At 52.0% G+C, this 13,692-nt stretch carries 11 protein-coding genes and 1 other RNA gene; 5 read left to right on the forward strand and 7 right to left on the reverse strand.

Annotated elements, in window-relative coordinates; translation table 11 throughout:
- Positions 1-101: 101 nt before the first annotated feature.
- The gene (locus tag DPQ22_RS02300; protein ID WP_190323097.1) at positions 102-776 is read left to right on the forward strand and encodes a YrbL family protein; all 675 of its coding nucleotides are present in this window, start codon (positions 102-104) and stop codon (positions 774-776) included.
- Positions 777-1,018: 242 nt separating this feature from the next.
- Here DPQ22_RS02300 and DPQ22_RS02305 read toward each other — a convergent pair whose 3' ends face one another.
- The 4 genes from DPQ22_RS02305 to DPQ22_RS02320 all read right to left on the reverse strand — a co-directional run bounded on the left by DPQ22_RS02305 (position 1,019) and on the right by DPQ22_RS02320 (position 5,277).
- The gene (locus DPQ22_RS02305) at positions 1,019-1,324 is read right to left on the reverse strand and encodes a hypothetical protein (RefSeq protein WP_150212965.1); all 306 of its coding nucleotides are present in this window, start codon (positions 1,322-1,324) and stop codon (positions 1,019-1,021) included.
- A 466-nt stretch (positions 1,325-1,790) separates the two neighbouring features.
- Entirely contained in the window at positions 1,791-3,683 is a 1,893-nt protein-coding gene (locus DPQ22_RS02310; protein ID WP_150212966.1) for an aminopeptidase P family protein, read from the reverse strand.
- 70 nt (positions 3,684-3,753) lie between these two features.
- On the reverse strand, positions 3,754-4,635 hold the full coding sequence (locus DPQ22_RS02315; RefSeq protein ID WP_150212967.1) for a 50S ribosomal protein L11 methyltransferase: 882 nt from the start codon (positions 4,633-4,635) through the stop codon (positions 3,754-3,756).
- 78 nt (positions 4,636-4,713) lie between these two features.
- Positions 4,714-5,277 carry an SCO family protein gene (locus tag DPQ22_RS02320; RefSeq protein WP_425305137.1) on the reverse strand — a complete coding sequence of 188 codons (564 nt, stop codon included), beginning with the start codon at positions 5,275-5,277 and terminating at the stop codon, positions 4,714-4,716.
- 258 nt (positions 5,278-5,535) lie between these two features.
- On the opposite strand from DPQ22_RS02320, the gene DPQ22_RS02325 reads away from it, so the two are divergent.
- Both DPQ22_RS02325 and DPQ22_RS02330 read left to right on the forward strand, forming a co-directional pair.
- A complete protein-coding gene (locus DPQ22_RS02325; RefSeq protein WP_150212969.1) occupies positions 5,536-7,254 on the forward strand; it encodes a thiamine pyrophosphate-dependent enzyme in 1,719 nt (572 codons plus the stop codon).
- Positions 7,255-7,327: 73 nt separating this feature from the next.
- On the forward strand, positions 7,328-8,101 hold the full coding sequence (locus tag DPQ22_RS02330; protein ID WP_190323098.1) for a DpnI domain-containing protein: 774 nt from the start codon (positions 7,328-7,330) through the stop codon (positions 8,099-8,101).
- 34 nt (positions 8,102-8,135) lie between these two features.
- Here the strand turns inward: DPQ22_RS02330 and DPQ22_RS02335 are convergent, their stop codons facing one another.
- From DPQ22_RS02335 to ssrA, 3 genes are all read right to left on the reverse strand, one after another.
- On the reverse strand, positions 8,136-10,709 hold the full coding sequence (locus DPQ22_RS02335; protein ID WP_246681437.1) for an ATP-dependent helicase: 2,574 nt from the start codon (positions 10,707-10,709) through the stop codon (positions 8,136-8,138).
- 164 nt (positions 10,710-10,873) lie between these two features.
- Positions 10,874-11,536, reverse strand: coding sequence for an SspB family protein (locus DPQ22_RS02340; protein WP_150212971.1), 663 nt, complete (start codon positions 11,534-11,536; stop codon positions 10,874-10,876).
- A gap of 224 nt (positions 11,537-11,760) precedes the next feature.
- Positions 11,761-12,153: a transfer-messenger RNA gene (gene ssrA / locus DPQ22_RS02345) on the reverse strand.
- Between the two features lie 107 nt (positions 12,154-12,260).
- Between ssrA and DPQ22_RS02350 the strand changes: the two genes are divergently transcribed.
- Together DPQ22_RS02350 and DPQ22_RS02355 are read left to right on the forward strand one after the other, a co-directional pair.
- Entirely contained in the window at positions 12,261-12,572 is a 312-nt protein-coding gene (locus DPQ22_RS02350; protein ID WP_150212972.1) for a DUF2853 family protein, read from the forward strand.
- A 271-nt stretch (positions 12,573-12,843) separates the two neighbouring features.
- Positions 12,844-13,650 carry a thymidylate synthase gene (locus DPQ22_RS02355; protein ID WP_150212973.1) on the forward strand — a complete coding sequence of 269 codons (807 nt, stop codon included), beginning with the start codon at positions 12,844-12,846 and terminating at the stop codon, positions 13,648-13,650.
- Positions 13,651-13,692: the final 42 nt, after the last annotated feature.

The following is a 13,692-nucleotide window of genomic DNA, read 5'->3' on the forward strand; positions in this document are numbered from 1 at the left end:
GTGATGCGGCTATGTTCGGCTGTTGGAATGCAGGCAGGAGCTGTTTGCCGCACCAGGCTTGTTTATTACACAATTTTGGGTCAGGCGGCGGGAGATTGAATATGCGTCACTTTCTGGATTTAACGAATCGCAAGCCGATTTTTTACGGCAGCAATCGTGTTGTTTATGTCCACCCGGAGGATCCGGATTTTTTCGTTAAAGTAGCGCGCCCGCGTGCCGTTAAAAATTATCTTGACAGAATTCCGAAATGGAAACGCCGCTTCAAAATTCTGGGTGGCGGTCTGCCGCAGAGTTTTCGTGAATTCAGAGAATATATGCGTCTTAATTTGCCCGCGGCTCCGGTGCTGCCTTATATATTTGTTTCTGCGGGTTTTGTCGCGACATCAGAAGGCTGGGGACATGTGGTAAAAGCTGAACGCGGGGAAGACGGCAATTATGCGCCGACTCTGGCCTCAATCATTAATGAGCCGGGAAAATATGAAAAACCGCTGGCGGATTTCCTTAGCTGGGTGGTGGATACGCCGGCTGCTTTCACCAATCTGCAGCCGTGGAATCTTGTTCTCGCCCAAAGAGACGGCAAAAATCAGATTGTTTCTATTGACGGCCTTGGTGAGCGCTGCTTTATCCAGTTTCGCGCTTATTTCCCCTCTATCAATAAACGCAAAAATCGAAGAAGAGTGCGCAAGCTGCTGTGGCGGATAGAAGAATTGAAAGCCGGAAGAATTGGTGTTGAAGCGCAAGAAAAAATGAAAGGCACTGTAGCCTCTACGGTTTAAAAAATGCTAAACTCACGGCGTTTTGCCGGCGCGGTGAAGGCGGTGCCGTGTGGGGAGTAAAGGGCGCGCCTTGACCTCAGTGGGCGAGTGCGCTGGAGATAGAGCAGCAGGGTGCTCGGGTGAAGAGCGGTTTCCCTGTTATTTAAAAATCAGCCGGCTCGCTATTGTGAAGAATGCCTTGGGTGTAGCCTGCCACGCGGTTTTGGAATCCTTAAGCGGCAAAAAAGGCCGTTAAACAGCCCTCAAAGCCCATTTAAAAGCCCTTTATTAGCCTGCTCTTCAGAAACGGCAGAGATAGGCAGTTGCCCGTCTGTCTCTTGCGCTCGCTCAATAATATACGGAGCGGCTTGCCGCCGGGCTGCGGCTTCTGTATCAGCATCATATGCCTGGCCTGTGCGGCGCTCATTATGCCGTAAAACCCACGCGCCTAAACGGCCGTGCCGCAGCTTGAAACCGCCGCAATCAGCAATAAAAGCCGCCGCCTCTTGCCCGCAAAGCCCGCAGGCCGGCATTTCACCATGGTTGCTGTAAAGCGCATAAGTTCTCATTTTTTCTGCTCCGATAAGCTTTTATTATCGCTCTCGGAGTTAGCTCGCTTCCGCTTTTCAGAGCCAGCCTTTATTCGCGCTCTCCCGGGCTTCCCGTCACATTCCAGAAAAGCACTCACCCTTCGCCTTTTCTTAAGCGGCGATTCCCGCATCTCCCCACTTATTCTAAAACTGTGTGTCAATTAACCTTGGGCAGATTGTGGTGCCTTAAAGGCGCAACGGGTGCAATGTAAGGCGCAAGAGCATGTCATTGCCACGCTTTGGCGCTCTGTGTGGGTGCTCCAGGCCTATGAGGGCAAAGCGGCGCTCTCAGATACCGCTGCCGCTTTGCGAAATTGTGCGCCATTTTGCGCAATTATGGCGGGCAAAGTGCTCAAAGACCGGGGGAGTGATCCTTCTCTTTGTTTGTCTTTCATTCTTTTTGTCTTGCGGCTCCTTGCCCTTTTATTGCGCTGCTTTTCTCCCTTTATTGTGCCGCTATTTCTGCCGTTGCCTGTTTGAGCCATTGCTGTGTGCTGCTGTCTGTGATAAAGGGCCGCAGTGTTTTACGGACATGGGCATGATAGGCATTAAGCCAGGCTAATTCTTCAGCACTGAGCATCGCTGCCAAAACAAGCCTGTTGTCCATAGGGCATAAAGTCAGCGTTTCAAAACTCAGCATCGGCGTGTCACCGCCGGGGATTGCGCTTGCCGGGCTAATAATCAGCAGATTTTCCAGCCGAATGCCAAAAGCGCCTTCACAATAATAGCCCGGCTCACAGGAAATAATCATGCCGGCATATAATTCCTGCGCACCGGCGCGGGAGATTGTTTGCGGCCCTTCATGCACGTTGAGAAAACTGCCAATACCATGGCCGGTGCCATGGGCATAATCCATGCCGTTTTGCCATAAAGCATAACGCGCCAGACTATCCAGATCCCGCCCGCGCGTGCCCTGCGGAAAGCGCGCCCGGCTTAAGTTTATCAGACCTTGCAAAACCAGGGTAAAGCAGCGTTTTTCTTCTTCTCCCACAGTGCCGATGGCGACAGTGCGGGTAATATCCGTGGTGCCGTCACGATATTGGCCGCCGGAATCGGTCAGATAAAGCTCTCCTTGCTGAAATTGGCGATTGCTGCCTTCTGTCACGCGATAGTGAATAATGGCGCCATTGGCGCCAATGCCGGAAATTGTATCAAAGGAAATATCTTCCAGCCGGCTGCCCATGGCGGCGGCTGTGTCACGGCGGAATGCTTCCAATTTTTCGGCGGCGGTAATTTCATCAAGATCGCTATTGTTTTTGGTTGCTGCTGCGTCCAGCCAGGCCAGAAAACGCACCATGGCCACGCCGTCACGCAAATGTGCCTGCCGCGCGCCGGCAAGCTCGGCTGCTGTTTTAACCGCGCGCGGCAGCTCGGCCGGGTCATCGGCCGCTATCACCTGCCCGCCCGCTTCTTCCACCAGCAGGCGAAAGGCCTCCGCACAGCCCGCTATATCCAGCATTATTGTGCTATAATGTTTGATATAGGAAGCCATATAATCGCTCAAGCTGCCTATCGGCACCATCATAGCCACCGGCGCCAGCGCTTCTTCGATAGCGGCATCGCATTTGGCTTCATCAATAAAAACGACTGCTTTGCCAGCCGGCGGCGCGCTATCATCGACCGGGATAAGGGCAAAGCCTAAAGCTACCGGCGTATGCGCCACATCGCTGCCGCGTATATTCAGCGCCCAAGCAATAGCAGCCGGTTCGGTCAACAAACAAGCGCCGGCGCCGGCTTTTTTTACCTCAGCGCGGATTGCCGCCAGCTTATCAGCGGCGCTGCGGCCGGTATATTCAGCCGGCTGGAGCGTAACCCGGCCCTGCGGCGCCGGCGGGCGATCCTGCCAGATAAGATCGATGAGATTTTCCGGCGCGGCGGTCAGCTCGCCCTGCGGCGCTAAGGCCTCACGCAAGGCGGCGGCTTCTTTTATACTATGCAGCCACGGATCAAAGCCGATTTTCAGCCCGGCCGCCGGCAGAGAGCCGGCTTGCGCGCGGCTGGCGCTATAATGCCGCAGCCAGGCAGCCGGTGGTGTTGCAATTAAATCTTCATAGGTGAATAGTGCCGGATCTGTCTGTTGCCGCGCCTGCAATTTGTAGCGGCCATCGACAAACAGTACGGCTGTTTCCGGTAAAATAACAGCATAGCCGGCCGAGCCGTCAAAACCGGTGAGCCAGGCCAGTCTTTGCGCACAGGGCGGCACATACTCCCCTTGATATTCATCATTATGGGGAACCAGAAAAGCATCAAATCCCTGCTGCTTCATAATCTGACGTAAAGCGCTGAGCCGGTCGCCGGCCTGCTGCGGATTAGTCTCTGTCGTGAAAGACTGGAACATATTTACCCTTTCCCCGTTTTATTGGCATAGCGGCCGGTGCCGCCTGCCGCTTTCCGCGGTGGCAGCTCTTTCAGCCTGCCGCCGGCCGCCGCAAATGCAGTGTTGCCCAGCCTTGTTTGAAGAGCTTGTCGACGACCGCCGCCCCATATGCTTGATAAGCGGCGGCGACAGCATCACTCTGTTCAGTCAGCAGGCCGGAAAGCAGCAGCGAGCCACCCGGTTTGAGCGCCTTTACCATTGCTTCCGCCATAGCAATTATCGGCCCGGCCAGAATATTAGCCATAATCAGATCAAACGGCGCCGCCTGAGCAATAGAGGCGCCGGCAAAACCTTCGGCACAGGCAAGGGTGATGGTCTTGCGCACCCCGTTGAGCGCCACATTTTCAGCGGCAATAGCAATAGCCAGCGGGTCATTATCGGTGGCCAGCACATGGTTTTTGCCTAATTTGGCCGCGGCAATGGCCAAAATGCCGCTGCCGGTGCCAATATCGAGAATATGGGTCGGTTTTTCCGCCGTAATAATTTTTTCCAGCATTTCCAGGCAGCCGGCTGTCGTACCGTGATGGCCGGTGCCGAAAGCGCGATTGGCCTCTATTTCTATGCCGATAGCACCCGGGGGGAGCCTGGCGCGATCATGAGCGCCATGAACAAAAAAATGCCCGGCGCGCACCGGCTTAAGCCCGGCCAGGCTGTGTTTGACCCAGTCAATTTGCGGCAAAACTTCGCGCTTTACCGCGGCAATATCCGTTGCGGCCAGGGCAGAAAGCCGTGCTCGCGCTGCTTTTTCCTCTTTTTCGGTTACATAAAGGGAAATTGCAAAAATGCCGTTTTCTTCATCATCAAATGAGGCCAGCGGCCAGCCTTCTTCTTCAAAAGCGGCTTCCGCTCTGGCATAGATTTCTTCCCCCTTTAATTTGGGCAGATCAAGGAAAAGACGAATCTGCTGGGTCATAAAATATTACCCTTTGATATAAAGTTCTGCGCGCCTTTAGCGGCTGCGAATAGCGGCCAAACCGGCCGGCCTGGTTCATTAACTGTCGGCCAGGGCTTTAAGCTGCTCGATGGCGATGGAATCTTTTTCCTGATAGGGGATCATACCGCGCAAGCGCCCGCCTTTATTCAGCAGCAGCACCGCTGCCGTATGGTCATAAGTATAATCGCCATCTTCCCCCGCCACTTTGCGGGCGGCAATATTGAAAGATTCCACCATTTTATGCACGGCCTGCGGCGGGCCGCTAATGCCGATAATCCGGCCGGAGACATTGGCGAGATAATCATGCAGAATTTGCGGCGTATCGCGCTCCGGATCAACAGTTACAAACCAGACATTAATATTATCAGCGCTTTTGCCCAGTTTTTGCAGCCAGTTTTGCAGATCAAACAGGGTAGTGGGACAAATATCGGGGCAATGCGTGTAGCCGAAAAAGACGGCAGCAGGCTTGGCGCGCAGATCGGCCTGTGTTACTTGTCGGCCATTGGAATCTGTGAGGTTGAAATTGCCGCCCAGAGCACCAGGCATGGTAAACCAGACATAAAAGCTGAGAAGAACGGCAAAAAGCGCAATAATGCCGGCAATACGGGCAGCCGCAGCCAAGGGAGAATCCTGTTGCATAATGTGATCTGCCTTTCTGCCTGTTGTCAGACATGGTTTCCAAGAGCAGGACAGTTCCCGTTTTAAAGCTCTATGCCGTTGAAAACAAGCTTTATCGCAAAATTCTGCCCAGGTGAGCGGCAGTGCAAGATAAATTGGGGGAATAAGGCACTATGCCCCAATTATGTCACAGGTGAAATTTAAACCGTATCTCGCGGGCGGTTTGATCCGGGCGCGTCCTGTAACATAAAGGAAAATATCATGGTTAAAAAGAAAGTTGCCGATTGGGTTGTAGATATACTGGAGCGAGCCGGTGTTAAAAATTGTTTCGGTATTGTCGGCGATTCCCTTAATTATGTGACAGATGCCATTTATCGCAGCAAAATCAACTGGGTGCATATGCGCCATGAAGAAGCAGGTGCTTTTGCTGCCGGGGCAGAGGCCTATTTGACCGGCGGGCTGAGCGCCTGCGCCGGCTCTTGCGGGCCGGGCAGCCTGCATTTTATCAATGGTATTTTTGAGGCGAATCGCAACCGTGCGCCGGTAGTGCTGATAGCGAGCCAGATTGCCACCGACAAAATCGGCACGGATTTTCCGCAGGAAGTGGATTTCAAGAGTATTTATGCCCAATCTTCGGTCTTTTGCCGTGAAATCGCGCGGCCGGAACAGGCACAGTATATTACCGCTATGGCTTGTCAGGCGGCGTTGGAAAAACGCGGTGTGGCGGTGATAATTTTATCTTCCGATATTGCGGCGCAGAGTGTAGCGGGCGCGGCTGATTATCCGCTGCACCGGCAGAAAACGCTGATCCGCCCTGAGGATTCGCAGCTTAAGGAGATTGCGGCGCTGCTGGCCAAAGGCAAAAAAATCGGTATTTTTGCCGGGGCGGGCGTAGAGGGTGCCCATGAGGAATTATTGCAACTGGCCGGAAAATTGCAGGCCCCTGTAGCTCATACATCACGCGCCAAGGATTTTGTTGAATATGATAATCCCTATAATATGGGTATGACCGGGCTTTTAGGGGTGAAATCCGGCTATGATATGATACAGAATTGCGACACATTGCTGCTGCTGGGCACAGATTTTGCTTATCCGCAATTTTATGCCGACAAAACGGTTTTTATCCAGATTGATGAAGATCCGACCCATATAGGCCGCCGCCGGCCGGTGCAGCTTGGTGTGGTTGGAGATATTAAGGCAACATTGCAGGCTTTATTACCGTTTTTGCCGCAAAGGGAGGACACGGCATTTTTGCGGGAATGTCTGGAAGAGCGGAAAAAGACAGTAGAAGCTCTGGCAAAAGAGGAAGAAAAGGTTGGGAAAGATATTATCCACCCGCAATATCTTGTTGGCCTGTTGAGCAAATATGCTGCTGATGATGCTGTTTTTACGGCTGATGGTGGGTCGTGCTTTGCCTGGGGGCTGCGCCATTTTACCACGAACGGCAAAAGGCGCACTTTGATGAGTATGCGGCACGGGACAATGGCCAATGCCATGCCGGAAGCTTTGGGGGCGCAAAAGGCCTTTCCCGGCCGGCAGGTGATTTCCCTTTCTGGTGATGGCGGGCTGGCTATGCTGCTGGGTGATATGCTGACCGCCATGCAGGAAAAACTGCCGATAAAAATTGTCGTGCTAAATAATCGCTCTCTTAATTTTGTTGAGCTGGAGCAAAAAGTAGACGGTCTGGTCAATCATTATACGGATTTGCATAATCCGGATTTCGGCAAACTGGCGGAAGTGATGGGCTATAAAGGCTGGACAGTAGACAAACCGCAGGAGCTGGCAGATATTGTGCCGCAATTTCTTGCCGTTGACGGCCCGGCGCTGCTTGATGTCAAAACCACGCCCTATGAGCTGGTTGTGCCGCCGCATGTCAATGTGAGTCAGGTGGCTCATACCGCCCTTTATGGCGCCAAAGCGCTGGCTGCCGGCCGATTGAAAGATGTTGAAAAACTGCTGACCGATAATTTTGTGAAATAAGGGCCGGCGCGGGCGGCGGGGGATTTTCTCCTGCCGCCTTTTATTGTCACCCTGTCAGGCTGCGATACTTACGGTGAATAAGGATTTTGATCTGAGTTTAGGGGCGGGATATAAAAGCAAAGCGCAAAAAGTTCGGGTGATGAGCGAAGCATGGGTAGAAAATAATATAGTCTGCCCGGCTTGCGGCAGCGCCTTGCAGAAAGTGAAAAATAATAGCCCGGTGAAGGATTTTCATTGCGCGCAATGCCCTGAGCAGTTTGAGCTGAAAAGCAGCGGCAAAAAATGGGGGCGGAAAATTATGGCCGGCGCCTATGCCGCTATGCGAAAGCGGCTGCAATCGCCGCAGCCGCCCAATTTTTTCTTTTTGCACTATAAAGAGACTGCTGCAGGCTGTCGGGTAGAAAATTTCTTTTGTCTGCCGAAGCAGTTTTTCACCGCCAATATTATTGAAAAACGGTGCTCTTTACGAGCGACAGCGCGGCGCGCCCGCTGGGTCGGCTGCAAAATATTGGTCGATAAATTGCCGGAAAGCGGCAAAATTTTCTATATGCGCGATAATATTTGTGCCCCTGATGCCGATGTCAGAAGAAATTTTGCTAAAATCCGATTTTTGAATGCACAAAAGACAGAAGCGAAAAGCTGGCTGATCGATGTGATGAAGCAAATTGAATTGCTGGCGCAACGGCGCTTCAGTCTGACAGAGTTTTACGCCAAGGCTGAGGCAGATTTACAAAAGAAGCACCCCGATAACAATAATGTCAAAGCAAAAATCCGCCAGCAATTACAAACTCTGCGTGATCAAGGCTATTTATCCTTCAAAGGCGGTGGTATTTATGAATTATGCTAATACTCTGTTTTTCGCGATTTCGAAATAAAGCGCGCTACAGCTTTTCCACATAGCCGGCGAGGACGCGTTTTTGCCCGGCTTTGTCAAAATCTACCGTTAATTTATCATCTTCCATCGCGCTAATAGTGCCGTTGCCGAATTTAAGGTGAAAGACACGGTCGCCGGGCTTTAAGCCTGCCGCCGCTGTTTTGCCGCTGCCGCCCTTTCTGCCGCCTGTTCCCTGCTGCAATATTCGCTCTTCCAATAGCGGCGTGCGGTCTGTTGCCGATTTGCCTCTCTCTATGCCGGTTTCAATATCAGCGCCGGAGCGGCGGCCCCAATTATTGCGGGTAGCTTCCGTTGCATTGCGCTTGCCGCGCTGAAAGCCCGGGGTCTGATAATTGCCGCCAAACGGATCCGGCATATGGAAAGCACTGCCTGTATGGCCGCTCGCTGCCGTGTAAGGCATGGCATAGCCGCCGTAACTATTATCAGGCACCATAATTTCCACTTGTTCTTCCGGCAGCTCGCCTAAAAAGCGTGAAGGCATGGTGTTTTGCCACAGGCCGTGAATGCGCCTGTTCTGGCTAAACCAGATATATTCCCGCTGCCGCGCGCGCGTCAGGCCAACATAAGCCAGCCGCCTTTCTTCCTCCAGCCCCTTCTTCCCGCCTTCGTCCAGCGCTCGCTGATGGGGAAACAGGCCTTCCTCCCAGCCGGGCAGAAAAACAGCGTCAAATTCCAGCCCTTTGGCGGCGTGCAGGGTCATGATATTAACAGCTTCTCTACCGCTTCTATTATCATTTTCCATTACCAGCGCAATATGCTCCAGAAAGCCGCGCAAATTTTCAAACCCTTCCATAGAGCGGGCAAGCTCTTTTAAATTTTCCAGCCGGCCGGCGGCATCGGCCGATTTATCATTTTGCCACATTTCCGTATAGCCGGATTCGTCCAGAATAATTTGCGCTAATTCTGCCGGCGCTGTTGTATCGATTATATTGCGCCAGCGGCGGAAATTTTCTACTACCTCACGCAGGGCGCTGCGTTGTTTGGCCGGCAGCTCCGTGCCCGCTATCAGCTCTGCCGCTGCCGCCAATAGCGGCATATGCAGCCGGCGCGCTGTATCATGCAGCCGGCGCAGGCAGGCATCGCCCAGGCCGCGTTTCGGCAGGTTGAAAATCCGCTCAAAGGCCATATCATCAGCCGGCTGTGCTGCCACGCGCAAATAGGCAATGGCATCGCGGATTTCCTGCCGCTCATAAAAGCGCTGCCCGCCAATAATACGGTAATCAAGGCCGATTATACCGAAACGCTCTTCAAATTCGCGCGTCTGAAATGAGGCGCGCACCAGAATGGCAATAGCGCCCAGTGCCGTGCCGCTGCTCAGCAGCGCCTCAATTTCATCGCCAATAGCGCGCGCTTCTTCCTGGCTGTCCCAGGCGGCGTATAATCGAACTTTTGCCGCATCATCAGCCACTTTATCGGGGAACAGGGTTTTGCCCAGCCGGCCTTGATTATAGGCAATAAGATGCGAAGCTGTGGCCAGAATAGGCGCGGTAGAACGATAATTGCGCTCCAGACGGATAAGTTTTGCCCCCGGAAAATCATGCTCAAAGCGCAGAATATTATCGACCTCTGCCCCGCGCCAGCCGTAAATAGACTGGTCATCATCGCCGACACAGCAGAGATTGACGCTCTGCCGCTCCCCTGTCTGTGGATTGGGCAGCCTTTGCGCCAGCAGCCGCAGCCATAAATATTGCGCCAGATTGGTATCCTGATATTCATCAACCAGAATATAGCGGAATTTCTGCTGATATTTTGCCAGAATATCCGGGCGCTTTTTAAAAACGGCAATCGGCAGCAGCAGCAAATCGCCAAAATCGCAGCTATTGGTAGTTTTCAGCCTTTCCTGATAGGCTTGGTATAAGATCCGTCCTTTGCCGTCACCAAAAGAACGGGCATCACCTTCCGGCACTCGCTCCGGTGTCCAGCCTTTGTTTTTCCACTCATCAATTTTATGCGCCAGGCTGCGCGCCGGCCATCTTTTATCGTCCAGTCCCTCAGCGCGAATCAGTTGTTTGAGCAGGCGCTGGACATCATCACTGTCTAAAATAGTGAAATCCGGCTTTAATTCCGCCAATTCGGCATGAATGCGCAAAAATTTTGCCCCGAGCGCATGAAATGTGCCCAGCCACGGCATGGCTTGCACGGCTTCACCAACAAGCCTGCCAATACGCTCTTTCATTTCGCTGGCAGCTTTATTAGTAAAAGTCACGGCCAGAATCTGTTTTGGAGCAGCCAGTTTTTGTGCCAGAATATAGGCGATACGCGTAGTCAAAACCCGCGTTTTCCCTGTTCCGGCGCCAGCCAGCACCAATAACGGGCCTTCGGTTGTTTCTACCGCTTCACGCTGTTGCGGGTTCAAATTTTTTAGCGAAAAATTCGGGCAGACAGGCGGCAGCCCGCGTGCCGCTATAGCGCGCTCGGCAAGATTCACTGCCGGCTGCGGCGTGACGGCAGAATTTTCATCGCCGCTGCCGTCCGCTACATTTTCGGCCGGGTTTTGATCTGCCTCATTGCTCTCATAATGGCGGGGAATATTAGCGGGAGGAGAATTATCGGGCATCATTAAGCAGGATTTAATGGTTTTCGCAGCAAAAAGCGAGGGGCCGGCTGCTTTATCCCGCGCTTTATTTAAAACCGCATCAGAAGATTCCGGCCTGGAGGTGAAGGAGAGGCCGCTTCTGCCGCCTGCCTTTGTGCCGGCGCGGCAATCCCCCCAGGCTCTTATGGTTATTTTTTACGGAAAGCGTCCAGCGAGACAATACTGGCGGAGCTTTCACGCTGTTTCCCGGCCTGGTTTGCCGGCGCTGTGTCATTATTCCGCTCTGCCTTTTCCGACCCGCCGGCCTGCTCATATAGAGCATTTTCGGTTATGGCATTGGTGTAATTTTGCGGCACGGGCACCGGTGGCGAGAGATTTTTTTCTGTTTTTTCAGTATAGTCTTTTTCTCGCTTGTGCTTTGGCGGCGGAAAAGTGACAATAGCGTTTTCTTCATCTCTCTGCTGTTCTGCCGCCAGCGCCTCTTCATCTTCATCGCGAGCCGGTTTTGTAAAAGCCACTTCAAAAGCAGCAGCGGGGTCATAAAAAATCTGCATGGCAGCAAAAGGAACAAGCAGTTTTTCGGCTATGCCGCCAAAGCTCAAAGTAACGGTAAAAGAATCGGCAAAAAGCTGCATATCCCAAAAACGGTGTTGCAGGACAATGGTCATTGTCTCAGGAAAGCGCTCTTTCAGCCGCTCCGAAATTTGCACTCCGGCCTTTTGGGTAGAGAAAGTAATATAGAAATGGTGCTCACCCGGCAGGCCGTTTGCTGCCACATCTGCCAAAATATCGCGAATGACATTTAGCAGGGCATTTTGCACAAGGTTTTCATAGTCTATGCGATCTTGCATGCCTTTTTCCCAAAACAGCGGCAAGCGCCGGGCAAGCGACCCGGCAAAGCTCAATAAATTATCCTGTCTTCTGCCATGAGCAATAATATAATATGGGGAGCCAAAGCAACTGAAAAAGGCATAATCAGCTGCAAAACCACCACCCGGCAGTGCCTTCCACCTGAAAACCGCACCGCATTTGCAATTTTGCGGAAAACAGGATTACCGGCAAATATGGCAAAATAAATGCAGGCTTCTGTTGCCGGGTGCCTGCAACCCCGCTTGCTCCTGCGAGAGAACAAGACTTGAAGTGAGGTTGTCAGCCGCAATTAAGCAGCAAGACGTGCCTCCGCATAATTGTCGTTTGCAATTATACATAAGCCCGATAACGGCGGAACAATGCCGGGTAAAAGAGCAATCTTTACGCCCTTGTCGATCCTGTTTCGCCCCCGCCATAAAGCAACCCAATCTTCTGCCGTCAGGCACGCTTTGCCTGCAAGCGCGCCCGGATTGCTTTATGGTGGAGGCGTCGGGTACTGCCCCCGAGTCCAATGGGTTTATTACACAGTCCGTTTATCACCATAGCCGGCGAGCCGGCAGCCGATAATATAGACCATGGCGGCATAATTTGCAAGGATTATGCCGTTTTATTTTTCCCGCCCTCAAAAGCGGCAACATCTTGCCGCGCGCGTTTTGAGAACCATTTATAAAAATAATCAATCCTGATTGCAAAAGAGGTTTTTTCATGGAAAACGCAAAACAAGATGTCAAAAGATATGATTCTCACCCTGATATGGCGGCCGTTGAAAAATTATGCAAGCATTTGCAGGCGGCAATGCAAAATGATGACGGCAAATGGGTGGCGGTGAGCGATCCTGAGGAAGTGAAACGGGTAGAGCAGTGGGCAGAGAAGCATCTTGGTGCCGGCAAGGAGAAGGCCAAGCACACTGTTGAAGCCGTAGCCAGGGAAATGCACAATGATCATCACAAAAACCGCGTGACCTTTTATTATCTTATGGCTAAAAAACTTGGCAAATTGGGGCATATTCCTTCCTGATAAAGGGGATTTCTCTCAAATCCTGAATCCTTTCCCGCTCATACGTGCAGGCGCCCGGCTCTTGTGCCGACCGGCGCCTGCAATTTTTCTCAGCCGTAGACCGGCGTGATTTTGTTGCTAATTCGCTGTGGATTTGTTAACTGTTTTTTGTGCTTTTGCTGTCTCTTTTATCCGAATCGGATATTTTATAGGGAGTGTAGCATGTGCGTCTGTCTGTTCAGGCGCTTTTTTGTATATTTTTGGCAAAAGGAAAATCTGAGAGTATGGTTTTATGAAACAATATCTTGATTTGTTAAACCATGTTTTGCAACACGGTATTGATAAAGACGATCGCACCGGCACCGGCACGCGTTCGATTTTCGGTTATCAGATGCGCTTTGATCTGGCACAGGGCTTCCCCTTGCTTACCACCAAAAAGCTGTTTGTCCGCGGCATTATTTATGAATTATTGTGGTTTCTGCGGGGCGCTGACAATGGCGTTACCAATATCCGCTATCTGCAGGAACATGGCGTTAAAATATGGGACGACTGGGCTGATGAGGAAGGCAATCTGGGCTGCGTTTACGGCGCGCAATGGCGCTCCTGGCCGGATTATAGCGGCGGTCATATTGATCAGATTACCAATGTAGTTGAACAGATAAAAACCAATCCCGATTCGCGCCGCCTTATTGTCTCGGCCTGGAATCCGGCAAAAATTGATGAAATGGCTTTGCCGCCCTGCCATTGCCTGTTTCAGTTTTATGTTGCCCGCGGCCGGCTTTCCTGCCAGCTATACCAGCGCTCGGGCGATATATTTCTGGGTGTGCCGTTTAATATTGCCTCCTATTCTTTATTAACCATGATGATAGCGCAGATTTGCGGGCTTAAAGCCGGTGAATTTATTCACACATTGGGGGACGCGCATTTATATAAAAACCATTTTGAACAGGCGGCAGAGCAATTAAACCGGGCGCCCGGGCCGCTGCCGATGATAAAGCTTAACCCGACTGTTAAAGATATTTTCGCTTTCGATTATCCGGATTTTACGCTGGAAAATTATCAGGCGCAGCCGCATATCAAGGCGCCAATAGCCGTTTGAGCCGTTTTGAGGTCAAGGCAAACAGCGCAAGCCGCACCGGGG

It is taken from the genome of Candidatus Tokpelaia sp. (assembly GCF_008636115.1).
GTDB lineage: Bacteria > Pseudomonadota > Alphaproteobacteria > Rhizobiales > Rhizobiaceae > QLZD01.

Coding starts and splice junctions, on each gene's coding strand:
- DPQ22_RS02300 (WP_190323097.1), top strand. CDS start 102: ATGCGTCACTTTCTGGATTTAACGAATCGCAAGCCGATTTTTTACGGC.
- DPQ22_RS02305 (WP_150212965.1), bottom strand. CDS start 1,324: ATGAGAACTTATGCGCTTTACAGCAACCATGGTGAAATGCCGGCCTGC.
- DPQ22_RS02310 (WP_150212966.1), bottom strand. CDS start 3,683: ATGTTCCAGTCTTTCACGACAGAGACTAATCCGCAGCAGGCCGGCGAC.
- DPQ22_RS02315 (WP_150212967.1), bottom strand. CDS start 4,635: ATGACCCAGCAGATTCGTCTTTTCCTTGATCTGCCCAAATTAAAGGGG.
- DPQ22_RS02325 (WP_150212969.1), top strand. CDS start 5,536: ATGGTTAAAAAGAAAGTTGCCGATTGGGTTGTAGATATACTGGAGCGA.
- DPQ22_RS02335 (WP_246681437.1), bottom strand. CDS start 10,709: ATGATGCCCGATAATTCTCCTCCCGCTAATATTCCCCGCCATTATGAG.
- DPQ22_RS02340 (WP_150212971.1), bottom strand. CDS start 11,536: ATGCAAGATCGCATAGACTATGAAAACCTTGTGCAAAATGCCCTGCTA.
- DPQ22_RS02350 (WP_150212972.1), top strand. CDS start 12,261: ATGGAAAACGCAAAACAAGATGTCAAAAGATATGATTCTCACCCTGAT.
- DPQ22_RS02355 (WP_150212973.1), top strand. CDS start 12,844: ATGAAACAATATCTTGATTTGTTAAACCATGTTTTGCAACACGGTATT.